This is a genomic window from Psychrosphaera ytuae (genome assembly GCF_017638545.1).
Classification (GTDB): domain Bacteria; phylum Pseudomonadota; class Gammaproteobacteria; order Enterobacterales; family Alteromonadaceae; genus Psychrosphaera; species Psychrosphaera ytuae.
Window position 1 is genome coordinate 1,164,531 of record NZ_CP072110.1, and the last position, 25,991, is coordinate 1,190,521.

The following is a 25,991-nucleotide window of genomic DNA, read 5'->3' on the forward strand; positions in this document are numbered from 1 at the left end:
AAAACTTAATCGTTTAAGTCCTGAAATGAAACAGGTGATACTATGAATAGAAAGACAATAAATAAGTTTATTATCAGCTCAGTTGCATTAGCAGTGAGTTCGAATCTATACGCTGCTGAGGAGCCTAAAGACTCAGACAAAAAAGGCTTAGACTTCGAGCGCATTGTAGTGACTGGTGTTCCTAAGGGCACTACAGTAATGAATTCGAGTGTCTCTATAAGTAGTCTGTCAGCAGAAGAGATTGAAGTTACGACGCCTAGAACTACTGCTGAAGCTTTTCGTTCTATTCCTGGTGTTCGCTCTGAGTCAACTGGCGGCGAAGGCAATGCCAACATTGCAGTTCGTGGTTTACCCGTAGCCGCAGGTGGAGCTAAATTTTTACAGTTACAAGAAGATGGTTTGCCAATCATGCAGTTTGGCGACATAGCTTTTGGTAACGCAGATATATTCTTACGTGTAGATTCAACGATGCAAACCATTGAGTCAATACGTGGCGGTTCTGCTTCTACGTTAGCAAGTAACGCACCTGGCGGTATTATCAACGTCATTAGTAAAACAGGTCAAAACGAAGGCGGAAGCGTATCAACCACTTTTGGCCTTGATTATGATAGTTTCCGAACTGATTTTGAATACGGGGACGAAATAGGAAATGACCTGTTCTTTCATATCGGAGGCTTTACTCGACAAGGTGATGGACCAAGAGATCCAGGTTATACCGCAAATAAAGGTGGCCAAATTAAAGCCAACATTACCAAAGAGTTCGATAAGGGATACGTACGCCTTTACCTTAAACATCTAGATGACAAGAGTATTGGTTATTTGCCAATGCCAATGCAAGCAAACGGTGACTCTGTAGCAGGATTTGACTCACTGAGCGATACTCCGCACTCTCCTTACTTCCTATCAACTTTATCTCTAGGAGCTGATGGTGAAATCCGTCGAGGTGACATGCGTGATGGAATGAACCCTGAGGTGGATTCTATCGGTTTTGAAGCGAGCTTTGACCTTGGTAATGATTGGGGTATCGAAAATCGTTTAAGAAAATCCAATGTGTCCGGTCACTTCTTATCACCGTTTCCTGCTGAGGTTGGTAACAGTCAAACTATTGCTGACAGTATCGCCGGTCCAAATGCCCAACTCACCTATGCCAATGGCCCAAATGCGGGACAGGACTATACCAATGACAATTTGATGCGTATACACACCTTTGACGTTGCAATGAATGACTTTGGATCTATCGTTTCAGATACGAAGCTAACCAAAGACTTTGACAACACGTCGGTTACGTTTGGTTATTACACCGCATCTCAAAACATCAAGATGTCTTGGTTGTGGAATTCTTATCTCTTGGAATTAAAGGGCAATGACGCTGCTTTAGTCGATGTAGCGGATGCTACAGGTGAGAGTTATTCAGATAACGGCCTGTATGCTTATGGTGTACCGTTTTGGGGTAACTGTTGCCAACGCAACTATGATGCGGAATATGACATTACCGCACCTTATATTGCTGTTACGACTCAATTAGATGACTTAACTATTGATGTTAGTATTCGTCGTGATAACGGCGAGGCTAGCGGAACATATGCGGGCGCCGTAACATCTACTGTGGATATGAACCGAGATGGTGTAATTAGTCGACCAGAGATGGATGTTGTTTCAATTGATAACGCTAATCCAATGCCAATCAATTATGACTGGGGTTACACATCTTACTCAATTGGCGCGAACTACATCATTGACGAAAACGTAGCTGTATTCGGTCGCTTGAGTCACGGTGGACGTGCAAATGCAGATCGCCTGTTATTTGGTAAAGTCAATGCTGACGGAAGCGTAGCCGCCCAAGACGCAGTTGATGAAGTCGATCAATTTGAAGTCGGTGTTAAGTATCGACAAGATAAACTTTCGCTTTTTGCGACTCTATTTAATGCAGAGACTGAAGAGCAAAACTTTGAAGCTACGAGTCAGCAGTTCTTTGATCGCGTATACGATGCAACCGGCCTAGAACTTGAGGGGGTCTATTATGTCGGTGACTTTGATATCCGAGGTAGTGTAACTTGGACTGATGCGGAAATTAGTGAAGATGCAATAAACCCAGATGTAGTGGGTAATACACCACGCCGCCAAGCTGATTTCATTTACTCATTAATCACTCGTTATAACTATGAAAAAGGCTCAGCCGGTTTGAGCTTCATCGGTACTACGGATGCGTATGCACAAGACAACAATGACCTCAAATTTGATGGCTACACACAAGTAAATGCATTTGCGTCTTACTTCCTATCAGAAAGCCTGTCTGTATCACTTAATATCAACAACTTATTTGATACCGTCGGTATAACCGAGGCAGAAGAAGGAAGTGTTCCTGATAACAACATTATCAGAGCCCGTGCTATCAATGGTCGAACTTCTAGTCTGACTTTTAAATACACGTTTTAAATATAATTGTGCAAAGGAGGCCACTTAGGCCTCCATTTTTTTGGAGTCTTATATGCACACACTGTTGAGCTTTGGTGAAGCCCTCATCGATTTTATCCCTACAGACAACACTGCCAGCCAATATTTACCCTTGCCTGGAGGTGCGCCTGCGAATGTTGCCGTAGCATACAGTAAGTTGGGAGGTTCTAGCTTTTTTGCCGGTGGTCTCAGTAAGGATGACCTTGGTCAAAAGCTCAGTCACGATTTAACACAGTTTGGCGTTAAACAGGATTTTGTTGAGTTACGAGACGAAAGCACTGCTTTAGTTTTAGTTACATTGGACTCTGATGGCGAGCGGTCGTTTAACTTTTATCGAGAGAATACCGCTGATACTCAATATTCTTTAGACACTCTAAAGCGCATAGACTGGCGAGAAATGGATATTATGCATTTTTGTTCTAACACCTTAACTACCGAGCTAATGTACCAACACACAGAGTACGCATTAAAAAAAGCTAAAGAATCAAACACACTCATAAGCTTTGATGTAAACGTTAGAGCTCAATTGTGGCAAGATATGACTCAACTTACCGAGCGCGTAGAAGTGGCAGCACAATACGCAAACTTGATTAAAGTGAGTAAAGAAGAGGCCGAATACTTAGCCGACTTGTCAGACACCCCATATCCAACTTACCTACAAAAGTTACTGGCTCTTGGACCTAAGCTCATTATTGTTACTGACGGCCCCAATGAAATAAAACTATTATCATCTGATTTTCAAGCCGAAACAAAGGTGCCGACCATAAAAGCTGTCGATACCACAGCTGCAGGAGATAGCTTTATTGCTGGCTTTTTGAAAGCTATTTCAGATTTAACTAGCCTAGACGAAACCAGTTTATTGAAAGGAATTAGTACTGAGAAACTCGCAATAAATGCGGCAAAATTTGGAGCCCAATGCGGTGCTCTAACCAGCCAAGCAAAAGGTGCTTTTGCATCTTTGCCAACCGCTGAGTTAGTCTCAGGTAATGCAACGTCACTTTAATGCTGTATCAAAGTAAAACATATCTCTCAAAGCGCTAATTTCATCATTAGCGCGTCTTCTTTAAGTGAAGAGTCGGGGATAGTGTAATATTTGGATCTCACGCCCTCTTGAGAAAATCCATAAGCCTCGTAAAGTGCGATCGCTGGGGTATTAGAGGAACGCACTTCCAACCAAATCTCTGTCGCGCCGATTTGTTTGCTGTGCTCAATAAGGTTTGCCATCAGCAATTTACTTAATCCTCTCCCCTGGTATGCTTCAGAAATACAAATATTTTCTAACGAAACTTCCCCAGCAATATGGTCTGAAAAATAGTATCCAATCAACCTGTATTGGCCTCGATCCACCTCAAACAAACCAACATTGTGACTTCTTGGCCCAAAGCTTTGCCGAATAATCTTTTCTGTCCATGGTGTGACATGGGCAGAAACTTCTATCGCTGCTAATTCAGAAATATGGGAATGATTAAGTTCTTCGAGTTTAGTTTTCAAAATTACGTCTTAAATCTGAGGTACATCAAAACGAGGAATGTAACGACAAATGACTCCAAATTTGTTGCCAGTCTTTTACAGTTAGTGATTCTATTGCTGGGGAAATCAACTGTGTTTTGGTTGCAATTAAACGAGTCGTGCCAGGCTGAAAGCGCCATTTAAAGCTATCACTAAGCTTTAAGACTGAACCTTCAACCTGAAGTTTTGGAAAGAGCACTTTGAGATCTGTGATAAATGTATCTGCAAACTCGATTGAGAGTTCTTCCTCGATTACAGTTCGCGCCCCTTGTTTGACATTGGCAGTATCTGTAATTGTTGCATTGCGAGTACTAAAAAACTCAACTCCCATTTGCTTTAAACAATCTATCTGATGTGCGGTATACATAATATGCCTTCTTCTTAAACTAATTCAGATGTTATCCGATTTGTGACTTTTTAGCCATTGAGATTGACGCTTTATAATGAAAGCGTATATTAACTAGGTACAGTATTTATTGTGTATCTTTCTCTGATGTATATGAAAGAGGTCTGTGTGCGATTTTTGACGTTACTATTTTTAATCACTTTATTTATAAGTCTGCCAAGTATGGCAACCCAGCCTAAGTTAAACATCACTTGGTTGGTTAGTGATACGCCTCCTTTCCACATTTCACAAGGCTCGTTAGCCGGTAATGGTATTTGTGATGGACTAGTAGAGCACCTTCAATCCAATATAAAAAACGTTCATTTCGAAACGCACGTAGTTCCACAAACTCGAATCGGAAAGATGCTCGCCACAGGTGACTCCGTTTGCTTTCCTTGCATGATTCACAACGCCCAACCATCAGACAGAGTTATTTATTCAGAACCAGCTCTTATATTTCCACCATTTGTTTTAATCACGACCAAAGAGCTTGCTCAAAAGTTAAATGTAGGAGACTCGCCAATCGACATTGTTGAGTTAATGAATAACCCCCAGTGGAAATTCGGCAAAGAGGCGGCGCGAAGATACGGCGAATTACATAGTATTATTAGCCCTTTACCAGCCTTTAGAAATGCGATCTTCTCTCATAATTCTAATGAGTCAACAACGGCGATTGCTGAGCTAATGTCACGTGGACGAATTGATTATACGATTGACTATCCGACCACACTCCAATTGTTTAAAAAGCGAGGTTATAACAATCTAACTTATATACCGATTAAGCAGGCCGAACAATTTATCGTTGGAGCTGTTGGTTGCTCCGCACAAAATCCTGAATTTTCAACGGAGGCTCTAAAGGTCATTAACGAGGCACTCAAAACAAAAGTGATTAACTCGGAAAGCTATCAGAAGCATCTTGATTTCTGGATGAGTGAATACCCGAACTATCAATACTGGTATGACAAAAAGGTGTTAGGAGAAAAGTAGAGACCGCTGTTCTAAGTGCCAAAATGCAAAAAAGCACTTCAATGAGTGCTTTTTGTAAATCGGTCTTCTTCGACTTGGCAGGGGCGGAGGGACTCGAACCCCCAACCATCGGTTTTGGAGACCGCTGTTCTACCAATTGGAACTACGCCCCTGCATCGAAGTCCGGCAATTATACTCAGCCAACGGTCAAGGTAAAGCCTCAAAAACAACTATTTTCACTTTTTTGGCCTGTTCGCTGTTTTATTCGCCAATTATAAAAATACCCACAACATTTCTTATCCTACCGTTTCTATCATATTGAATAACCTATAGGTATAATTGCGGTATTACTTTTAAAAGCCCAAAGACCTGTTATGACTCTACCAGCTGCTTTTTCCTGCCCTCTTTGCTCTGCACCACTGTCGCGAATAGACAATACGCTTAAGTGTGAACAAAATCACAGTTTTGATTACGCTAAAGAAGGTTACGTCAACTTACTCCCTGTTCAGCAAAAGAAATCGCTTCAACCGGGTGACGATAAAGATATGGTATTAGCTCGTCGTGCGTTCTTACAAACAGGTGCGTATGAATTTTTACAACAAAGTCTGGTCGATACGATAAAAAAGCTATCCCCACAAACTTTAGTTGACCTTGGCTGTGGAGAAGGCTATTACACAGACGCGATACAAGTTGCGACCTCAGCTCAAACGTATGGTATTGATATTTCCAAAGCGGCAGTAAAATACGCAGCCAAACGCAATAAAGGCGTTCACTACGCCGTTGCAACTAATGCGCATTTGCCATTTACCGATCAACAAATTGACGTTATTGCCAATGTATTTGCCCCTCTTGTGGGTGAAGAATGCCAACGAATACTAACTGACCAAGGCTGTATTGTTTCAGTCGCACCAGGTCCTGATCACCTGATAGAACTAAAGAAAGCTATTTACTCAACACCAGAGCAACACACCTCGCCTACCCCTCCTGTGGGTTTTGATGTGGTTGAGCAACAACGTATAAATAAAACAATCACTTTAACGACAGCAAGTGCAGTGTCTGACCTACTTACTATGACTCCGTTTGGTTGGAAGATTTCGGCTCCTGCAAAACAAAATATATTGGCAAACCTACCGTTTTCTGTAACTCTTGATTTTGTCATCAGTCAGTTCAAGGTTGTTGCAAAACGCGCTGATCGATCGTGATTAAAATGACGTAAAACAAAGCGTTAATCACACAACTCCACATAAAAGTTGTCTACGACAAAACGAAAGGAACAACATCATGGTTAAATCTCTTTTATCTACAATCGCGTTATCTGCAACGCTTTTGTTTAGCGGTGCTGCATCGGCTGATTTGAAAGTGGGTGATATGGCGCCCGATTTCAGTATGGTTGGTAGTGACGGTAAAACCTACTCACTTTCTGATTACAAAGGAAACAAAGCCGTTGTTCTTGCTTGGTTTCCCAAAGCCTTTACATCAGGCTGTACCATCGAATGTAAATCATTAGCGGAAAACGGCCACTTACTTAAAAATTTCAACGCCCAATACTTCATGGCCAGTACAGATGATGTATCGGATAACACCCTTTTTGCACAAGAAACCAAAGCAGACTTTCCTTTGTTAAGCGATCCAGAAGGTGAAGTTGCTGATGCATACGATGTTAGCTTTATGGGTTACGCCAAGCGCCATACATTTTACATCGACAAAACAGGCAAAATTGTCATGATCGACAAAAACGTACGTCCTGCTACCTCGGCAGAAGACATGGCTAAATATATGAAGATGCTTGGCTTTGATAAAAGCTAATTCAAGGGTTTGGTAAAGGAAATTATGAGCACTTCTGGTTCTAGCTGCGAGTCTAATTCGTGTATTTTATGTGAGTCGACAGCAGTCAGCGCTTATCACAGTGATAAACGCAGAGATTACTTCAAGTGCTCAATGTGTCATCTAGTATTTGTACCTCTACACCAGCATTTATCTTGCGATGATGAAAAGGCCGAATACGACAAACACGAAAATAATGTGAGTGATGTAGGCTACCTCCGATTTCTTAGTCGAGTAGGTAAACCTCTGTTAGCGGCACTGGGTAAATTAGAAAAAGCGGAAGAGTTTGGTTCGGTTTCGAACGATAAGCTTTTAATCAAACCGGCACATAAAAGCAATGCAAATTTATCAGGTTTAGATTTTGGTTGTGGCCCAGGTCCAGCTTTAGCTACAGAGCTAAATCGACTTGGCATCGATACCGATGTATACGATATTTATTACTATCCTAACTCTGACAAGCTCAACAAAAAATACGACTTTGTTACCTGCACAGAAGTTGTCGAACACTTTAATCAACCAAAGGCGTCTTTGCCAATATTACTGCAATTGATCAAACCTGGCGGCATAATAGCAATTATGACAAAACTGGTTATAGACCAAGACAGGTTTGCCCATTGGCATTATAAAAATGACCAAACTCATGTCTCGTTTTACAGTAAAGAAACCTTTGAGTGGATTGCTCAACAGTTTGGATTTTCGGTAGAATTTGTCGATAAAGACGTCATTTTTTTACACAAGCAATAACTGGCTCATTGCCAATGACGTCTATCAATAGCAAGATTTTAAGGATGAACTTTGCGTCGTTGCTCTTCAATTTCGTAGTGAAGTTCAGCTGGGTCTAACAAGATCCCATCTTCTTCTGGAAGTGGAAAAACAACCACCGCAATTTCATCGTCTTCTAACCCGTGCGTCCATTTGGATTGCCAGTCTTTTAAGCTAATTGCCTTTGGCTCGAAGCCTTGCCAGTCACCGGTTGCCCATTGCATTGCAAACTCCTGATGAGGCCACACTGGAATGCAGTCTTCGTCTTCAGTAGTCAGCATTACCGCACCGTGTTCGTCGGTTAAGATCCATACTTGTTGTTGTTCGATCATTTGTTTTAACAAATACTTCAAACGCTTGTCTTGACCCCAACTTGCGATCTCGGTCATTCTTTGTTGATCTAAACTCATAACACGCCTCTTTGATGATTCACCTTGGATTGTAAATCAATCTTCGACAAATGCGCAGGGTTTGTGTGATTTTTGTGAGAAAAAACAGCCCAACGAACCAGTCCAAAATGTACCGCTAAAAACAAGTGAAATAATGCCATATGAATATCGTCATCAACAGGCAGCAAGGTGGTTAAAGGCACAAGAAGCAAGCAAAGCGTGGCCACAACAGCCAACATCTTCATTCGAACTTGAAGCCAAAACAACACCATGCCCAAAAAAATTACGATATCGGTAAACAATGACGGTAGAGAAATTGACATCAACCCTCGAGCTACGGCAATCAGTAATCCTATGAGTAACAGCGCAATCCCAGCCCGTGCTATCTTTAATTCATCTAACTGTCCCCTGCGATCACAAACGGATGCTTCACTATCAGTATAGCTAATAAGAATCACAGGTAATAAGCATACGTAAACAACCATTGCTACTTGGGTACTTAGTTGTGATAACAAGTTATGGGTAGGTACAACCGACAACTCTCCAGCAAAACGAACGGCACCAAACGCCGCAGTTACTGCGATAAACAACAAGGCTAACGCCAACCAAAATCGGTGTGGGCTCGCCAAGCGCGTTGATTTAATTACACTAAACGCAAAACTAATTAATACCAAACACAACAGTACTTCAGCTGCACTGTCTATATATTGCATATACATTCCTTAAAATAAAAAGGCCCCAGAGCTTATCCTGGGGCCTCATTTCGCACTGTTCTGTTTGTCGCTCTATGCGACTCAACGCGAATACATCGAGGTATTTACGATTTAAAATTCCATACCAAATTCAAAACCAAACATTCTAGGTAGCGCAGGCGTAGCTATCGGAGAACCCAAAGCCATTGCTTGTCCACCAGTTTGAATTAAGTATTTTTCATCCGTTGCATTGCTTATATAAGCGGCAACAAAAATTGGATGATTGTCACTTTGCCAGCTTAAACGTGTATTCACAAGACTGTAACCTGAGATACGTCCATTTGGGTTAATACCCGTTACGCTACCCGGTTCAAATGGCATCACTGCGAGTTCTGGTCCCTCTACACCTTGCGTTCTTTCACCTGTTTTAGCCCAACTTACATGGAAATTCCACTGACCATTTAAGCCTTCAAAAAAGTAATCCAAACGAACGTTGCTTTGGCCTTCTGGCATACCAGAGATTGGTTCGCCTACGCGGCTGTCACTTTGATCTTCACCAGGGAAGAAGTCCCACTTAGTGTATTCCGCTATCGTCTTACCATGGTTTGCCGTCAAGATTAAATCTGGGGTAACCTGCCAAACCATTTCGACATCATAACCATCACCTTCTGCGTCGACATTTCGCAAGTTATAGGTTGGTACTGGCGACCCAAATAGTTCTAATTGTTGTAAGTTTGTGTATTCGTAATCAAATACCGACGCATTTAAGCGGAATCGATTGTCAAACCAGCTAGATTTAAAGCCAATTTCCGTGTTTGTAACTGTTTCCTCTTTTACTGGAGGAGCTTCACCTAACCCGTTGAAACCACCCGACTTAAAGCCTTCTGCGTATGACGCATAAGTCATAAACGAATCGGTCCACTTGTAGTCGATAACAAAGCGAGGTGTAAACTTAGACCAGTTTTCTGCCTGCTCAGCTTGCTCAGGTTGAAAAGCGACGGCCAAAGGTACTTCACCTAAGTTTTCATATGGCACAGTAAAGAAGTTTTGTGGCGCTGAGAATAAAGAAAACTCTTTATCGTCATAGGTAAAACGACCACCTAAAGTGACATCAAGCTTATCAGTAACAGCATAAGTACCGTCAAAGTAAAGTGCCACACTCGTAGTCGTGGCTGAATGTTCAAACGTTTCTGTGTGTTGACCAAATAAACGTGTGATATTGGCATTAACAAGTTCGTTGCCCACTGCGGCTTGAGCAGATTCAAAACTCTCACCAGCCATCATTCGACGCTGAATTTCACGACCAATCACTTGTTGAGCTTCTAATGGACCTAGTGTCATATAAGCTCCTGCAACACCTTGACCAAATGGGAAGTCAGGTACAATTCGCGGGTCAAGGCCTAACTGAACCACTGCCAATGAATCAAAACTCAATGTATTAAAAGTCGCGACAACGTCTTGTTTGATATCTTCATAATAAAAAGTCGAGCCTGCTGTCCATTTTAGGTCGCCATGACTACCCACTAATCGAAACTCTTGGCTTAACTGAGTTTGGTCTTCAATTAGAATGCTTTCGAAGTAAGCTCTAGTAAAAGCAGAACCATCATCTTCCATCGCATTGTAGCGTTCAAATGCTCTAAAACCAGAAATCGAAGTAAACGTCATATCACCCATGTCATGATTAACTTCAACTGACGCACCATATGCTTCGCGTGTTTCTAAGCCCTCAAAGTCATATTCGATAGGCGCAAATGGGTCGCCACTACCAAAACTCGTGTTTAATGTAACAGCTGGTCTACCTTGCTGATTAGTATCGTTAAAATCAGCTCGAATAATAACTTCTGTATCTGCGTTTTTGTTCCATAACCATGAACCACGAATAGACCAGTCTTCTTGGGTACCGTATCGCTCTTTACTATCTACAACATCTAAATAGCCACCGCGATAGTTAGAATTAAAGCCACCTCGGAATGACCAATCTTCGTTTATTTTTAAGTCGGCGGACATTTCGATTTTGCGCTTGTTATAATTACCAATGGTAAATTTAACCATGCCCTCATTGTCGCCTGCGGGCTTTTTAGTAATGATGTGAATCGCACCAGCTGCTGCATTTCGACCAAACAAGGTACCTTGTGGACCTTTTAGCACCTCGACCCGTTCAACATCATTAAAGTTTATATTGGATGAACCTCGACGTCCGACATAAACACCATCTATATACACGGCAACTGCAGCGTCTAATCCGATACCCATGTCATTAGTCGTAATACCACGAATATTAAAAGTGGTCTGCGTCGCTGTCGCATTATTTGTTTCGAGGCCCGGAGTCAAAAGGCCTAAATCATTGGCGTTTTGAATACCCATTTTTTCAATGTCAGCATCACCAAATGCAGTAATGGCAATAGGTACGTCTTGAATGCTTTCAACGCGCTTTTGGGCAGTAACTTGAATGACCTCTAAGCCTTCTTTTTTAGCTGTGCTCTCTTCGGCATCAGTTTCATTGGCCATAGTCGAGGTAGAAACAAGAGTGAGCGCACCCAGAATTGCTTGTGTTAGTTTAGAATAATGAGGCGTATTGAATGCGTTTTGATCTTTTGACTGCATGTGTTAATTCCCTGACACAGTTGATTTAATTATTATTTTATTTACAAACTTGTAGCTAATTACGAGCCAAACTGCACTAGCCACACACCATAAAGCGATAATTGTCGCGCTGACTGGGTAGACGAAGGGGCCATACAGCGCAAATGCGCCCCATATCATGAGTTTTATAAATTCGATAACAAAAGAAAAGCGTTGGTGTTGCTGGATCATACCCAAGCTAAATAAGCCATAGGCCACAACAAATAACGTTGTCATTATATCGGCCGCTGATTTTCCCGGCGCTTGGTACAAAATGACCAACACAAAGCCCAACGTACTCAAGTGTTGAAACAGTACATATAGTTTTTGTGACCAAGTCGATTCAACATCATATTTAACTAATTTATACGGATCGAATTTGGGGTATGGGTGTGAGTCGCTGACATCAGCGGGGCGCCAGCCAGTCCTTGCATACCAAACTTTTAATTTATCTGACCACTTTTTGGTGCGTAATGAGTCGAGCAACAAGCCCCAATATACTTCTAGATTTGCCCAAATTGGATTCCAACTTGCAAGCGGTTTAGTCACCCCAAAAATTACTGGCTCATCTTTTAATTCTGGATGGTAAGTATTAAAAAACCTATCCCAAAGAATGAATACACCGCCGTAATTTTTATCTAAATAGACAGGGTTTTGTGCGTGATGAACCCGGTGGTTACTGGGTGTTACAAATACTGCTTCATACCAATTTGGCATTTTGTCTATGTGACGGGTGTGAACCCAAAATTGATATATGAGATTGAGAGATCCAACCGAAATCAATATAACTGGATCGATGCCAATAACGGCCAAGGGCAAATAAAAAACAAAACCTACAATCCCGCCACTTGTCTGTCGTAGCGCCGTGCTTAGGTTGTATTCTTCTGACTGGTGATGAACCACATGAGCAGCCCAAAGACCATTGATTTCATGTGACATCCGATGGTACCAGTAATAGCAAAAGTCATATGCCACAAACGCAAAAACCCATACCCACGCCGACTCAGTGCCTAAATTAAACACTGCTACGTGCTCAAACAGTAGAGCATATGCACTAAATTGAAGTAACTTTCGAGAGAGGCCGGAGACTTGACTTAGAATACCAACGTGGAGAGAGTTTACGGTATCGTTAATGCTGTACGTTTTCGTTTTGCGCCATTGATCAACAATTAATTCGACGACAATAAGCAGTAAGAAAAACGGAATCGCTAGTGCTACGTAATTCATAATGGTTTCTTAAATTTATAATATCCGATGTAAAAACCACAACACATCGGACGTCGTAAATTTAGATTATCATATGAGCCCCTTTTGTCTATCTCCCAAAATATAAGTTTAAGCAGAAACCTCACAGTCAAATGTTACAAAATATGTACGATGACAGTTTTGTTATTTTTTGTTTAATTTATTGTTTTTATTAGTGAAACACTTTTGTCAATTCGGTATAACAAAATACAACTATCAGTTATGTTAATTAACTTTGAGAAACACATGAAAAAGCTCGCTTTGCCTTTATTTACTTTGTTAATTATTTTGTTCGCAATTCCACCACTTGTTTTGGGGTTTAATATCTGGCACCTAGGTCATGCCGTAAAAGTGGCAACTAGCTTAAGTGCAAAGATCGCTTGTAGCGGCCATTTCATTAGTGGGTTTTCGGAATCGCAAATTAGACAGGATTTAAGTTCTTATTCGCCAGTCACTCAGTTAGTCGAATTAGACTTTAGTAAAAACAAACGTGTAACTGCTAACTTATATGGACTTGCAGAGACAGTGGCTGAATTCGAACCGCGTTATGGATGTTCAGTCAAATATAAAGGTTACAACAAAGCTCAAAATACCGATAGTCAAACGCCTCAATCACCGCGCTTTTTAAGTGATAGTTTAGCATCAGAGCAATCGTGGCCCCAAGGTAGTGCCAGAGGTGACATCGACATCAAGATTCAACAAGGACTCGATCAAATACGCCAGCGGGACAATCAACAGGGTCTCCAATCTAGAGCTATGGTGGTGATTAAGGATGGCAAGCTCTTAGCCGAATCTTATGCGTCTGGCTTTAACAACAATACATTATTACTTGGTTGGTCGATGGCCAAAAGTGTCATAGCGATGACCGCGGGGCGAGCTGAATATTTAGAGATACTTAATCCTCAGCAAAATAACTTATTTGAAATATGGCAAGACCAACGAAAAGAAATATCCGTAGAGCAACTACTTACGATGACTAGTGGTTTAGACTTTAGTGAAGATTACGCACCAGGCAGCGATGCGACCCGCATGTTATTCACCGCGCCAAGTGCCTCTGAAGTAGCTCTGCAAAGTACGCTGGCTCACAAGCCTGGCAGTCACTTCTCGTATTCGTCGGGGACAAGTAATTTGCTCGCACGTTACTTAGTTCAATCATTTAACGATAAACCCGATTCACTTTATGCCTTTATGGACAATGAATTATTAAAACCCCTTGGGATTAAAAAGGTATTTTTTGAACCCGATGCCAGTGGTATTCCTATTGCTAGCTCATACCTATTTGCTACCGCAGAAGATTGGGCTCGTCTAGGTTGGCTTATGGCAAACCAGGGGCAAATTAATAACCAGCGCTTGTTGTCAGCCGACTGGGTCAAACGAGCGACATCTCCTAATCAAAGCGAAAACGAAAAGGCCTACGGGTATCAATTTTGGCTCAATAGAGGTGACGACATGTTACGCTGGCCGCAATTGCCGAAAGACGCGTACGCCATGATGGGAAACCGAAAGCAATTTGTGATGATAATCCCATCAGAACGACTAGTGTTTGTCAGATTAGGTTGGAGCAGTGGTGAATATCCAATGGCAGAGAACACTGCAGAATTACTCCGTCTGTTTTGATAAGGACAGCATAAAAGCCTACTAATAAAAACGGAGCTGGTGCTCCGTTTTTATTTGATGTTATGACACATTACACCGAAAAAGGATATTGAATCGCTTCATGGTGTTGATACCCAACAACCTCAAAGTCATCTAGAGTAACCCAAGTCTCTATATCTTCTAATGACTTAATATCAGGGTTAATTTTAAGTTGTGGTGGCTCAAACGGTTCGCGTTTAAGCTGAACATCACGCATTAGCTCTAGCTGATCTTCATAAATGTGAGCATTGACTATTTTGTGATATGCCTTACCCGGCTTATGCCCAGTTATCTGTGCAACCAGTGCCAATAAAACAAAACACTGCACTTGGTTAAAGTTCAGCCCTAACGGAACGTCACAAGAACGCTGATAACTGGTCAGGTACAAGGTGTCACCTAACAATGAAAAAGTATGAGTGTGCATACAAGGACGTAAACACCCCATATGAAACTCGCCCGGGTTGTAAAAAGAGAGGATTTCGCCACGGTCATCGATGCCCTTTTTTAAGTCATCGATGATTTTTTTAAGTTGGTCTACATGACCGCCATCTGGTTTGGCCCACTTACGACCTTGAACACCGTAAACACGTCCCATGTCATCCTCACCTTTGCGGTGAGGGTTGTTAAGCCAAGCCTGGTTTTCGTTGGCATTAGCATTCCAAGTATTACAACCTATCGCACGAAAATCGGCGGCGTTATCATAACCACGTAAGTAACCTAATAATTCAGCAATAGCTGCTTTCCAAAAGCTTTTTCGCGTTGTGATAAGAGGAAACTTATTATTGGCTACATCATAGGTTAACTCGGCATTGATGACCGTTAAGCAACGCTTACCAGTACGTTCGTTTTCAACCCATTCACCTTCGTCAATAATGCGACGACACAAATCTAAATACTGTCTCATTCTGGCGTCCTACGCTGCTGCTTGTTCTAATTTTCCGTTGATACCTTTAGGCTGAGTTTTCAGCGCCCAAACCATCAATACTCCTCCGGCAATGGCCATTGGTAGCGACAGCCATTGTCCCATAGACATGCCTAAAGTTAATAGCCCCAAATGATCATCAGGTTGTCTGAAGTATTCAACGATAAATCGGAACGAACCATAACCCAATAAGAATATTCCACTTGCAGCACCGACTTGGCGAGGCTTGCGACTAAACCAATACAAAATACCGAACAACACTAACCCTTCTAAGAAAAACTCATAGAGCTGAGACGGGTGACGAGGTAAAGGCCCACCAGTTGGAAACACAATTCCCCATGGTACGTCAGTCGTACGTCCCCACAGTTCACCATTGATAAAGTTGCCCAAACGCCCTGCTCCCAGACCAATTGGTACTAATGGAGCAACAAAGTCACCGATTTGTAAAAAGCTTAATTTGGTCTTTCGACTTATTATTAACAAAACCGTCAAAACACCCAACAAACCGCCGTGGAACGACATACCACCTTGAGTGATCATAAATAAGTACATAGGGTCTTCGACAAATCGTTCGAATTGATAAAAGAACACATACCCTAATCGCCCGCCTAAAACGGCGCCCATGAAGCCGTAAAACAATAGGTCACTGACTTGTTGTTCTGTAAATGGCGAACGTCCAGCTTTGACCTCTCGCATCGCTAAAAAATATGCACAGCCCAACCCGACTAAGTACATCATTCCGTACCAATGTACCGACAAGGGCCCAATAGAAAACATCACTGGGTCAATTTGTGGAAAAATAATCGGATCTACCAAACCTGAAATACCTCTAATAATAATTTAACCGATACCAACATCATAAAGACTGCAAATACCTTTTTAAGTTGCACTTGTTGCAATTTTTGTCCTGCTTTCACACCCCATGGTGCAGCAAAATAGGAGAATGCCATAATTGTAAACGCCGATGGCCAATGCACATAACCCCAAAAATAAACAGAATCAGTCCATTGCCACCCAGCCAGTAAATAGCCAATGCTGCCAAATAAGGCTACCGCAACTCCACTGATAGCGGCTGTTGCTATCGCTTTTCGGATAGGAACGCCAATATAGGTCATGTAGGGCACGAGAATAGCGCCTCCACCGAGTCCCGCCAGCGATGCCAAAGATCCGGTCAATACACCACCACCCACTAACTGCGTCTTGGTTACCCTTTTTTTCTCACAGGTAACGTCGTGTTTACCACGCCACATTTGAATTGCTAACAAAATAAGTAAGATAGAAAAGATCTTTGTCAGCCAAGCTGTGGTTAACATAACCGCAATTTGTGACGCTATGATGGCAGAAATCGCGACAGCTACAACGACAGGCTTGGCCATAGACCAACTGACGTTACCTTGTTTGTAATGACTGCGCCCAGAAGAAAAAGCGGTTATACAAATGGTAAACAGAGAAGTTGCAATCGCGATCAGCGCGACATTAGAGTTATCTACTTGTGGGATGATAGGCAACAAATACAATAAGGCAGGGATAATTATAATACCGCCACCGATACCCAACAATCCGGAAAGAAAGCCAGCGATGATACCTATAAACGGCATAAAATAGAGAATTTCTACCACGGAATATCCAACTTTATTTGCCCGCTCTGAGTAAGCTAGCGGCGCCAATGTTTAAGATTGTTCGATTTACTCGGAATTTTACCTGATCAGGACGGTTGCAATGAAGTACGTCTTCAACCAGTTGTTCGAGGCATTCTAATTGGGCTTTTTTTAGTACCCACTTTACTCGTAATACGTTTTGCGTATTCATACTAAGTTGAGTAAAGCCCATCCCTGTTAATAGCATAGCACCACCTGGATCGCCTGCCAGCTCACCACAGACGCTACAAGGAATGCCAGCGTCTTTAGTCATATCAGCGATTCGTTTAATCGCAGCCAATACCGTAGGATGATAAGAGTCGTATAATGACGCTACTTTGTCGTTGTTTCTATCGACGGCTAACAAGTATTGAGTCAGATCATTAGTACCAATTGAACAAAAATCCACTTTGCCCTTAAGTTTATCGAGCTGGAATAACATACTCGGTACTTCAATCATGATCCCGACTTTCGGCTTGATCAATTTGGCATTTGGGTCGGCTTCGAGGACTTCGATTCTGACTTCGTTAAACGCCTGATTAATCAATCGGTTTGCTTCGTCCACTTCACCGACGTCACAAATCATTGGCAGCATTATATGCAAATTATTGGTCATCAAGTTTGCTTTGATCATAGCGCGAACTTGTACCAAAAAGATCTCAGGGTGGTCTAAGGTTAATCTGATACCACGCCAACCTAAAAATGGATTTTCTTCGACAATGGGGAAATAAGGCAGTTGTTTATCACCACCAACATCTAGAGTACGCATTACTACTGGCTTACCTTCAAAGTCGGCCAGGACTTGTTGATAAAACGATTGTTGTTCAGACTCTGACGGAAAACGCTGACGCATCATAAACAAATATTCGGTTCGATAAAGTCCGATACCTTCAATGTGTTGTTGCTCGGCAATATCACTGTCAAACCCCATACCAGAGTTGATGTATAAAGACACTCTGTGACCGCATAAGGTTTGAGCAAACTCGTCTGCTTCTCGTTTTAGTAGGTCAGTAAAGGCAATGTCTTCCGACTCTAACTTTTTGTATTCTTCGACTATGGTTTCGTTGGGAGTAATAAAGACCTGGCCACTATAACCGTCAACGATAATGTCAGTGTCATCCAAGGACAATAGAGGTACATCACGAAGGCCCATAACCGCAGGAATACCCAGTGCACGTGCCATTATTGCAGCGTGGGAGTTTTCTGCCCCTTTTAGTGAAACTATGCCTTTGATTTGTTCTCGCGGGATCTCAGCCAACATGGAGGCAGTAACTTCTTCGGCAATCACTATCGCCGAGTGAGGAACGGTAGGCTTGACGCCTTGCTGAACCGTTAAATACTCGAGCAAACGTCGACTTAAGTCTTTTACATCCACTGCGCGTTCGCGAATGTAAGGGTCTTCCATTTTTTCGAATTCGGCGACGTAATGTTCAGAGACAATTTTTAGCGCTGATACTGCGCACCAACCTTGATTGATTTTGTCGACGATTTCATTGCCTAAACTCGCCGCATCAAGAAGTTGCTGATACACATCAAAAATCGCTAATGCATCTTTGGGTAACTGCTCAGCCATACGCTGAGTCATTTGAATAATGTCGGCTTTGGTTTTTTCGACCGCATTAAAATAGCGAGCTTTTTCAGGTTCTGGCGCCGCTACCTTTTTGAGCGACACATCAGAAAATTCAATTTTGGTTTGGACTAAATAAGAATGACCAATACCAATACCGCTCGCACCCGATACACCTTGTAAAACCAAACCAGAATGATCAACGGCAGAGTCTTGTCCAACATTGCGAAGACGAATACTGACGTTGGCAAAAGTAGAAGCCAACTGGGCACTCAAAGTAACCAGAAACGCTTCTTCTTGCTGTTCAAAATGACGAGATTCGGTTTGTTGAATCGATATCACCCCAAGTACTTGCCGTCGATGCATGATCGGCACACCGAGGAAACCTGAATAAACGTCTTCTTCTATGTCGGTAAATTGTTTAAATCTAGGGTGATTGGTCGCATTGTGAACTTTGATGGGCTCGCCACGTTCGGCGACCCACCCAGTTAAGCCTTCGTCAAAACGCATTACCGTCTTGCCAACGGCTTTGGGGTTTAACCCGTCAGAAGCTTGGAGCTTGAGGAGTCTTTGTTTGTCCTCAACGAGATAGATAGAGCAAACATCGGTATTTAAACAAGCCTTTATGTCACTTACCAAATTGCCAAGGGCCAACTCAAGATTTGGCTCCTGTACAAAGTTATGGGTGATACGTCTAAGGTCATTTAACATTGGATTTCAATTTGAACTCTATCGTTGTTTTTGTTGCTTGTTCCTTTGCTGATGGGACTTCTGGCTACGCCTCTTGTATCTGTGGCTAGAAGTTTTGTGACCAGAAAACTCACCTTTGGTCGTTTGTTGCCTTCCCATTGGCATGACGATGGGAGCAAACTCTTTCATTACACGACGATATACATCGCGTTTAAAAGAGACGACATTGCGAATTGGGTACCAATAACTAACCCAACGCCAGTCATCAAACTCAGGATGACTCGTCTTTAATAAATCTACATCGGATTCTTTGCATCGCAAGCGCAATAAAAACCACTTTTGCTTTTGACCTATACAAACCGGCATGCTGTCTCTTCGGATCAGCCTTTTCGGAAGTCGGTAGCGCAACCAGTTTTTACTCACCGCCAAAATCTCTACGTCTTCTGGCTTAAGCCCCACTTCTTCCTCAAGTTCTCGGTACATGGTCTGTTCTGGTGTTTCACCATCGTCTACCCCGCCTTGTGGATACTGCCAGGAGTGCTGACCGTATCGGCGTGCCCAAAAAACTTGACCTTTGTGGTTGCAAATCACGATGCCAACATTGGGTCGAAAGCCCTCGGCATCAATCACAGTTTCACCTGTCAAATATTTCTTTATATATGATTTGATTCTTCCACAAACACCCATCGAGCGCAAACCCAAATTAACGCTAGCCACAATTAAATGGAATAGAGATAATATCGCCATAGAAAAACTGACCGATTTGTTATGAATTTACCCAAACCGCCTAAAACTATTGAAGAATTACAAGATCGAATTGATGCGATGGCCGGCCTTACCCTAGGTGAGCTCGCTGACGAACTCGGTGTCGAAGTACCCGAAAACTTGTTAGTAGAAAAAGGTTGGAGCGGTCAGTTGCTCGAAGCGTATTTAGGGGCAAGTGCAGGCAATTTGCCCGAGCCAGATTTTCAAGAATTAGGTATTGAGTTAAAAACGGTTCCGATTAATCAGCTTGGTAAACCTCTTGAGACTACGTTTGTCTCAGTCGCACCACTGATGATGCCTGCAGGCCAAGAGTGGCGAGACAGTGTCGTTTATAAAAAACTAAGTCATGTGTTATGGGTGCCGATTATTGCTGAGCGTCAGATTCCTATCCCTAATCGCACTGTTGCGATGCCATTTTTGTGGAAAATGGATGAAGTCACAGAACAAGTTCTTAAAGCCGATTGGTTAGAGCTCACAGACCTTATTGTGTTAGGACATCACGATAAAATCACTGCAAAGCATGGCCAATTGTTACAACTTCGGCCTAAAGCAGCCGACAGCTCAGTACGAACTGATGCAATTGGCGCAGACGGCGCACCTACCAAAGCCCCACCTAAAGGCTTTTATCTACGTACTCAATTTACGCAATCACTGTTTAAGCAACAATTTCAATTGGATTAATGCCCGTGACTCAGCCTACATCATTTACACTCGAGCAAGCAAAAATAGAACAAGCGATTTACCAATGGTTGGACTCGGTCGTGATTGGGCTAAACCTATGCCCGTTTGCCAAAAAGCCACGTGCTCAAAATCAAATTAGATTAAGCATCGCGACAAGCGCAGACACGAATACACTGCTTGATTTATTCATCGAAGAAATGACCTTATTAGCAAACACACCTGCAGCCGAAACAGACACAACCTTATTCGCCATCCCAGTAGGTCTTGAGCAGTTTGATGACTATCTTGGCTTTTTGGATGTCTGCCAAATGACACTAGAAAACTTCGGTTACGAGGGCAAATTTCAGTTAGCCAGCTTTCATCCCAATTATCAATTTGATGGCACCGAAGTTAATGATCGAGAGAACTACACTAACCGTTCGCCAGTACCCATTATTCATTTGATTAGAGAAGACTCTATGAGCCGAGTACTTAAACAGTATCCAAACTCAGAAGCGATACCTGAGAGAAATATCGAAGTGGTAGAGTCACTCACAGAGCAACAAATGAAAACTCTGTTTAACGGTCAATAAAAACCTTCGCTTTTAAGTTGGAAAAACCACTCGAAATTCTTCACAGACAATTGGCATCGTCTGGCTTGGTACAAACCCTGTCCCTTCGAGTTCACGGTGATAATAGTCCCAATGAACTCGTTGCCAATAGCTTAAACTCTTATCGCCTTCACCTTCTAAAAACGCATACTCAGCTGTAATTTCAGAAAACGGCACAACATTGACTGCCACGGTTTCAATAATACACACGGCATCTCCTTGCCAATTAGTAACAACATTGAGATCGCCAGGTTTGGCGAGTGGCTCGCCAGAGGATTGATGCCACCACAAAGAAGGAGATGTAGCTCTTTTAACACCTTGTAGTACCAGCTCTGCACACTCATCAGCGTCTTTTTGATTATCACAAAAGTACCAGTGGGCAAGCTCACGCTCAGGTTCATCAATTAACTGAAAATAATCACGGCACATGGCCGCAACTGACGCGTTTTTCATATCCCCAAATAACTCCTAATAATAAAAAAGCCAGCTTGTTTTCACAGACTGGCTTTGTGCTGAATTTACTAAATAATCACAAGCAGTAATTAGCCCAATGTGACTTTGGCAAATTTACGCTTACCTACTTGATAAATTTGAGTTGTACCTAACTCAACCATCATTTTGGCATCCGATACTTTTTCTTTACCATCTAATTTAACCGCACCTTGTTTGATCATACGGTTTGCTTCAGATGTTGACGCAACAAGCCCAGCTTCTTTTAATAGATTAGCAATTGGCATAGCTTCTGTCGCTGATACAGACATCTCAGGTATTTCATCTGGTAGTGCATTTTTTTGGAAACGCTTGATGAAATCTTGATGCGCCTGCTCTGCATCATCTTCTGAATGAAAACGTGCAATCAATTCTTTGGCTAAGTCAATCTTAATGTCGCGTGGGTTTGCGCCCTCTGCCACTTTTGCTTTTAGTCCTTCGATTTCAGCGATAGGACGGAAGCTTAACAAATCGTAGTAGCGCCACATCAATTCATCAGAAATCGACATCACTTTACCAAACATATCGTTTGGTGCATCAGTAATACCAATATAGTTGTTCAGTGATTTAGACATCTTTTGAACGCCATCCAAACCTTCAAGTAGTGGCATCATTAACACCGCTTGAGGTTTTTGACCTTCTTCTTTTTGTAGTTCACGACCCATTAACAAGTTAAATCTTTGGTCAGTGCCGCCTAGCTCGACATCAGCTTCAAGCGCCACTGAGTCCCAACCTTGAACCAACGGGTACAAAAACTCGTGAATTGCAATTGATTGACCACCAGCATAACGCTTTTTAAAGTCGTCACGCTCTAACATACGTGCAACCGTTTGGCGGGCAGCAAGTTTGATCATATCGGCAGCGCCAAACTTATCGAACCATTCTGAATTGAAAGCGATAGTCGTTTTGGCTGGGTCTAAAATCTTAAAGACCTGCTCTTTATATGTTTCAGCATTGCGCAGCACATCTTCTTTGGTCAATGGCTTACGAGTCGCGCTTTTACCAGTCGGATCACCGATTAAGCCGGTAAAGTCACCAATCAAAAAGATAACTTCATGACCTAAGTCCTGGAAGGTTTTTAACTTATTGATAAGAACCGTGTGACCTAAGTGAAGATCTGGTGCCGTTGGATCAAAACCAGCTTTGATTTTCAATGGCTTACCAGACTCTAATTTCTCTAATAACTCTTGTTCTGGCAGAATTTCATCTGCGCCGCGTTTGATCTCTGCAAACGCTTGCTTAATATCCGTCATGGTGTGTGCTTTGCTTTTAAATTCTGAATAAAAAATAAGGCTTGCAGTCTACTGCAAGCGGGGTCTTTTGTCACTTGTCTGCCGTTATATCGAGGAAAACTTTGCAGCTTCATCCAAAGCAAATTGGTCTGTCATTCCACTAACAAAGTCTTGCAATAAACGACAACGGTAATAAAACTCAAATAACTTAAAATCTGGTTTATCACGCAAACTCTCAACTATCTGTAAGTAAGCTTTAAGGTGCTTTTTAGGTAATCGCTTGTACAATCGGGCCTCAATCAAGCCACCTCGTTCAGAGCCATCTACCATTGCAATAAACTTATCATGAGGATAAGTTAATAGAGGCGCATACGCATCTAACAAACCAGTGATAATTCGATAACCCTGTAGCTCTTTTGTTTCAACTTCATTGGTACTAAAAATATATTTAATGGCGACTTGTTTAAACGTCTCAATGACGTGATGGTAAACACTGTCGTCCTCTAACAATGCTGAATTAAAACTACCGTCATAGACTTGTTCAATATTTTCAATGAAGTTATCTGCTGCATGTTCTACTAAAGGGTGGATTAACTGTACCCGTAACCAGACAAAAAATTCATGGGCTTTATTAACCGGCTCTTTATTACTGCGATAAAGCGCATAATCAATGGCATCTGCGAAAGTTTTGTTGCGATTGAGTGGTGTGTCTGCTTGTTCTTTAGCTATGTTGTTAAACGTATCTAGTAACTTTTTGGCCAATGACGGGCAATCAAGTAATCCTTTTTCGACACCATCTTCAATATCAGCAAGGCAATAGCTGATATCGTCAGCCGCTTCCATTAAATACGCCAAAGGAAAACGATGGCCGTCTTTTATTGCCAGTTCACTCTGCATCGCTTTGATGTCTTCAATTTCAGAGTAGTAGTAGCCAACCTTCTTTTTGAGATAAGAGAGCGGTTTGTCTTTTTCTGGTCTGCGCTCAAGGCCACTTCTTGTGTATTTTAAAATACTGGCCGCTTGAGAAAAGGTTAAGTTGAGCTTGAGTAAATTAAAGATGATCCGAAATGCTTGAGCATTACCCTCAAAACTCTTGAGTTCCATTTTTAGCTGTAGCCCCAGCATTTTGTCATTAGCTTGGCTAAACACATGATGTTGATCTAAGTGCTTTTCAAACCAATGGTTAATCGCCGACTCTCCAAAGTGGCCAAATGGTGGGTTACCGATATCGTGCATCAGGCACGCCATTTCTACTAAAGTCTCAATTTCTCGTTCAAATTGACTGATCCCGATTCGCTCGGCTTCTCCTTTAGACAGCTTTTTAAAAATTGTACGTACAATGTGACGCCCAGTTTGTTGAACTTCTAACGAGTGAGTTAAACGCGAGCGGACTGCGGAGTTTTTTTCTAAAGGAAAAACCTGTGTTTTTTGTTGTAAACGGCGTATTGCTGCAGATTGAATGATTCGGCCTCGATCACTTTCAAACTGATCCGCAAAATAAAATGCATCTTTATAGCCATTATCCTCAGATGTTGAAACGACGTTCTTGTCGGTCGAAGTTCCTTCAGAGGACTTGTTTTTTTTAGAGTAAGGGCGAGTGATCTTTATTTTTTCGTTAAAATTCATTGAGTGTATCCAAGACTCTTTTAATATTGGATATTCCAGCCCACCAGTAAATTGGTGCGGTTATCAAACGTCAAATCCGCATATCGAAACTTTTCGTTCATGCACACAGGGGCTTTTTTGTAGGTGAAATAGGTCAAGGAGTTTGCCACACTCACCTGCTTACGGCTACTTTCGGGCATGACATTCCAAGACATATAAACTTGTTTACGAGTCATGCCTCGAACTACTTTACAGTCCAAAATTGCCGTTCGGATATTGTCTGGCATACCAGGGTAGCCGTCTATATATTGCTCTGCTCTGGCTTGACGTTCGTCCAGTTTCTCTTGCAGCTTTTTTTGTTGGCGCTCCAAATAACTAGACATGGATTCAGAACGAGTGATGTCATATTCTTGCTGCTTCGATGGGTCTTTACATGGATAAGCAGAAAACTTAGCTATGCCGTTTTCGACACATTTAAAAATTTCACCATCCGTAGCCATTACTTCGCCATTGACGAATATCATTAACCCTACAATTAATATTTGTCTTACTGCCTTCATACTCTTTCCGTACTTCGTATTTACAGCCTAGCGGTAACACAGCTTGCCATGGCATAATTGCGCTACCTTTGAACAATTAAAGCTAACTTAACAGCAATTTACGTAAAGTTAAACAATGGCTTTAGTCTAAGTAAGTGATTACATGCAATTTGAATTAAGCTCAGTCGTCAAAAACCCATTAGAAATCAAAAAGAGTCAGTTCATCACTTGGCTGATACCTATTGATTCTCGTGAGGACGCCATGAATTGGTTAGCTGAGTCTAAAAATCAGTACCCAGATGCTAGACATCATTGTTGGGCATACATTATGGGCAGTAGTGCAAGCGCCGAAACCGCTGCCATGTCTGACGACGGTGAACCAAGTGGCACCGCGGGCAAGCCTATGCTTAATGTACTTCAGCACAAGCCAGTGAGTAATGTCATGGTTATTGTTATAAGGTATTTTGGTGGAATAAAGCTAGGAGCTGGCGGGTTAGTAAGAGCTTACTCTCAAGCGGTCGAACAAGCTTATCAAATTGCAGAAAAAGACCAGTTACTCAATCCTATCGTCGAAAAAACCCATGTGTTTGTACAACTTGATTTTGCAGAAGAGCAATGGCTACGTCATCAAACCAGCCTGTTAGACGGCGAAGTAAAAGACGTCCAATACCATCATCAAGTCGATATTTACCTAGATATCCCTAATACCAATTTAAGCGAACTAGAATCTGTACTCACTGCAAGAAGCATCCAATTTAAGACTTCTAATTCGTAGAGGGCGGGTGAAGAGG

Annotated in this window: 25 protein-coding genes and 1 tRNA gene; 10 read left to right on the top strand and 16 right to left on the bottom strand. The window is 42.1% G+C overall.

The features are described 5' to 3' along the window. Nucleotides 1-42: 42 nt before the first annotated feature. Both J1N51_RS05125 and J1N51_RS05130 read left to right on the top strand, forming a co-directional pair. On the top strand, nucleotides 43-2,436 hold the full coding sequence (locus J1N51_RS05125; protein WP_208832894.1) for a TonB-dependent receptor domain-containing protein: 2,394 nt from the start codon (nucleotides 43-45) through the stop codon (nucleotides 2,434-2,436). 52 nt (nucleotides 2,437-2,488) lie between these two features. After that, nucleotides 2,489-3,457, top strand: coding sequence for a carbohydrate kinase family protein (locus J1N51_RS05130; RefSeq protein WP_208832895.1), 969 nt, complete (start codon nucleotides 2,489-2,491; stop codon nucleotides 3,455-3,457). Nucleotides 3,458-3,483: 26 nt separating this feature from the next. Here J1N51_RS05130 and rimI read toward each other — a convergent pair whose 3' ends face one another. Further along, nucleotides 3,484-3,945: a ribosomal protein S18-alanine N-acetyltransferase gene (gene rimI, locus J1N51_RS05135; RefSeq protein WP_208832896.1), complete on the bottom strand. Its 462-nt coding sequence runs from the start codon at nucleotides 3,943-3,945 to the stop codon at nucleotides 3,484-3,486. A 25-nt stretch (nucleotides 3,946-3,970) separates the two neighbouring features. Continuing rightward, nucleotides 3,971-4,330 carry a hypothetical protein gene (locus J1N51_RS05140; RefSeq protein WP_208832897.1) on the bottom strand — a complete coding sequence of 120 codons (360 nt, stop codon included), beginning with the start codon at nucleotides 4,328-4,330 and terminating at the stop codon, nucleotides 3,971-3,973. Nucleotides 4,331-4,477: 147 nt separating this feature from the next. Here J1N51_RS05140 and J1N51_RS05145 point away from each other — a divergent pair, with 147 nt between their 5' ends. Then, nucleotides 4,478-5,335 (top strand): hypothetical protein, encoded by an 858-nt coding sequence (locus J1N51_RS05145; RefSeq protein WP_208832898.1) that lies wholly within the window; start codon nucleotides 4,478-4,480, stop codon nucleotides 5,333-5,335. A 75-nt stretch (nucleotides 5,336-5,410) separates the two neighbouring features. Here J1N51_RS05145 and J1N51_RS05150 read toward each other — a convergent pair. Next, nucleotides 5,411-5,487 (bottom strand) — tRNA-Trp (locus tag J1N51_RS05150). A 201-nt stretch (nucleotides 5,488-5,688) separates the two neighbouring features. Here J1N51_RS05150 and J1N51_RS05155 point away from each other — a divergent pair. The 3 genes from J1N51_RS05155 (at nucleotide 5,689) to J1N51_RS05165 (ending at nucleotide 7,882) form a co-directional block, all read left to right on the top strand. Continuing rightward, entirely contained in the window at nucleotides 5,689-6,516 is an 828-nt protein-coding gene (locus tag J1N51_RS05155; RefSeq protein ID WP_208832899.1) for a putative RNA methyltransferase, read from the top strand. 79 nt (nucleotides 6,517-6,595) lie between these two features. Further along, nucleotides 6,596-7,120 (top strand): peroxiredoxin, encoded by a 525-nt coding sequence (locus tag J1N51_RS05160; protein ID WP_208832900.1) that lies wholly within the window; start codon nucleotides 6,596-6,598, stop codon nucleotides 7,118-7,120. Nucleotides 7,121-7,144: 24 nt separating this feature from the next. Further along, nucleotides 7,145-7,882: a class I SAM-dependent methyltransferase gene (locus tag J1N51_RS05165; RefSeq protein WP_208832901.1), complete on the top strand. Its 738-nt coding sequence runs from the start codon at nucleotides 7,145-7,147 to the stop codon at nucleotides 7,880-7,882. 38 nt (nucleotides 7,883-7,920) lie between these two features. Here J1N51_RS05165 and J1N51_RS05170 read toward each other — a convergent pair whose 3' ends face one another. The 4 genes from J1N51_RS05170 to J1N51_RS05185 all read right to left on the bottom strand — a co-directional run bounded on the left by J1N51_RS05170 (nucleotide 7,921) and on the right by J1N51_RS05185 (nucleotide 12,830). Continuing rightward, nucleotides 7,921-8,310 (bottom strand): DUF2750 domain-containing protein, encoded by a 390-nt coding sequence (locus J1N51_RS05170; protein ID WP_208832902.1) that lies wholly within the window; start codon nucleotides 8,308-8,310, stop codon nucleotides 7,921-7,923. Beyond that, a complete protein-coding gene (locus tag J1N51_RS05175) occupies nucleotides 8,307-9,002 on the bottom strand; it encodes a hypothetical protein (protein WP_208832903.1) in 696 nt (231 codons plus the stop codon). The genes J1N51_RS05170 and J1N51_RS05175 overlap by 4 nt, the downstream gene beginning before the upstream one ends. Before the next feature lie 111 nt (nucleotides 9,003-9,113). After that, the gene (locus J1N51_RS05180) at nucleotides 9,114-11,585 is read right to left on the bottom strand and encodes a TonB-dependent receptor (RefSeq protein ID WP_208832904.1); all 2,472 of its coding nucleotides are present in this window, start codon (nucleotides 11,583-11,585) and stop codon (nucleotides 9,114-9,116) included. Between the two features lie 3 nt (nucleotides 11,586-11,588). Further along, the gene (locus tag J1N51_RS05185) at nucleotides 11,589-12,830 is read right to left on the bottom strand and encodes a sterol desaturase family protein (RefSeq protein WP_208832905.1); all 1,242 of its coding nucleotides are present in this window, start codon (nucleotides 12,828-12,830) and stop codon (nucleotides 11,589-11,591) included. Between the two features lie 264 nt (nucleotides 12,831-13,094). Here J1N51_RS05185 and J1N51_RS05190 point away from each other — a divergent pair, with 264 nt between their 5' ends. Beyond that, on the top strand, nucleotides 13,095-14,465 hold the full coding sequence (locus J1N51_RS05190; protein ID WP_208832906.1) for a serine hydrolase domain-containing protein: 1,371 nt from the start codon (nucleotides 13,095-13,097) through the stop codon (nucleotides 14,463-14,465). 70 nt (nucleotides 14,466-14,535) lie between these two features. On the opposite strand, the gene J1N51_RS05195 is transcribed toward J1N51_RS05190, so the two are convergent. Genes J1N51_RS05195 through rppH form a run of 5 tightly spaced genes read right to left on the bottom strand, consistent with a single transcriptional unit; the run spans nucleotide 14,536 to nucleotide 19,929 of the window. Continuing rightward, the gene (locus tag J1N51_RS05195) at nucleotides 14,536-15,387 is read right to left on the bottom strand and encodes a thymidylate synthase (protein ID WP_208832907.1); all 852 of its coding nucleotides are present in this window, start codon (nucleotides 15,385-15,387) and stop codon (nucleotides 14,536-14,538) included. A gap of 9 nt (nucleotides 15,388-15,396) precedes the next feature. Continuing rightward, a complete protein-coding gene (gene lgt / locus J1N51_RS05200) occupies nucleotides 15,397-16,182 on the bottom strand; it encodes a prolipoprotein diacylglyceryl transferase (RefSeq protein WP_232842889.1) in 786 nt (261 codons plus the stop codon). Nucleotides 16,183-16,214: 32 nt separating this feature from the next. Next, entirely contained in the window at nucleotides 16,215-17,024 is an 810-nt protein-coding gene (locus J1N51_RS05205; protein ID WP_208832909.1) for a sulfite exporter TauE/SafE family protein, read from the bottom strand. Nucleotides 17,025-17,037: 13 nt separating this feature from the next. Next, a complete protein-coding gene (gene ptsP / locus J1N51_RS05210; protein ID WP_208832910.1) occupies nucleotides 17,038-19,320 on the bottom strand; it encodes a phosphoenolpyruvate--protein phosphotransferase in 2,283 nt (760 codons plus the stop codon). 18 nt (nucleotides 19,321-19,338) lie between these two features. Next, nucleotides 19,339-19,929 carry an RNA pyrophosphohydrolase gene (gene rppH / locus J1N51_RS05215; protein ID WP_208833331.1) on the bottom strand — a complete coding sequence of 197 codons (591 nt, stop codon included), beginning with the start codon at nucleotides 19,927-19,929 and terminating at the stop codon, nucleotides 19,339-19,341. Between the two features lie 138 nt (nucleotides 19,930-20,067). On the opposite strand from rppH, the gene mutH reads away from it, so the two are divergent. Beyond that, the gene (gene mutH, locus J1N51_RS05220) at nucleotides 20,068-20,745 is read left to right on the top strand and encodes a DNA mismatch repair endonuclease MutH (protein WP_208832911.1); all 678 of its coding nucleotides are present in this window, start codon (nucleotides 20,068-20,070) and stop codon (nucleotides 20,743-20,745) included. Nucleotides 20,746-20,750: 5 nt separating this feature from the next. Further along, nucleotides 20,751-21,317 carry a DUF1415 domain-containing protein gene (locus tag J1N51_RS05225; protein ID WP_208832912.1) on the top strand — a complete coding sequence of 189 codons (567 nt, stop codon included), beginning with the start codon at nucleotides 20,751-20,753 and terminating at the stop codon, nucleotides 21,315-21,317. A 12-nt stretch (nucleotides 21,318-21,329) separates the two neighbouring features. Here the strand turns inward: J1N51_RS05225 and J1N51_RS05230 are convergent, their stop codons facing one another. The 4 genes from J1N51_RS05230 to J1N51_RS05245 all read right to left on the bottom strand — a co-directional run bounded on the left by J1N51_RS05230 (nucleotide 21,330) and on the right by J1N51_RS05245 (nucleotide 25,221). Continuing rightward, nucleotides 21,330-21,788 (bottom strand): ASCH domain-containing protein, encoded by a 459-nt coding sequence (locus tag J1N51_RS05230; RefSeq protein ID WP_208832913.1) that lies wholly within the window; start codon nucleotides 21,786-21,788, stop codon nucleotides 21,330-21,332. Between the two features lie 89 nt (nucleotides 21,789-21,877). Further along, entirely contained in the window at nucleotides 21,878-23,077 is a 1,200-nt protein-coding gene (gene tyrS, locus J1N51_RS05235) for a tyrosine--tRNA ligase (RefSeq protein ID WP_208832914.1), read from the bottom strand. Between the two features lie 84 nt (nucleotides 23,078-23,161). After that, on the bottom strand, nucleotides 23,162-24,682 hold the full coding sequence (gene dgt / locus J1N51_RS05240; protein ID WP_208832915.1) for a dGTPase: 1,521 nt from the start codon (nucleotides 24,680-24,682) through the stop codon (nucleotides 23,162-23,164). 20 nt (nucleotides 24,683-24,702) lie between these two features. Continuing rightward, nucleotides 24,703-25,221 (bottom strand): hypothetical protein, encoded by a 519-nt coding sequence (locus J1N51_RS05245; RefSeq protein ID WP_208832916.1) that lies wholly within the window; start codon nucleotides 25,219-25,221, stop codon nucleotides 24,703-24,705. A 142-nt stretch (nucleotides 25,222-25,363) separates the two neighbouring features. Between J1N51_RS05245 and J1N51_RS05250 the strand changes: the two genes are divergently transcribed. Then, a complete protein-coding gene (locus J1N51_RS05250; protein ID WP_208832917.1) occupies nucleotides 25,364-25,975 on the top strand; it encodes a YigZ family protein in 612 nt (203 codons plus the stop codon). The last annotated feature ends 16 nt before the right edge of the window (nucleotides 25,976-25,991 follow it).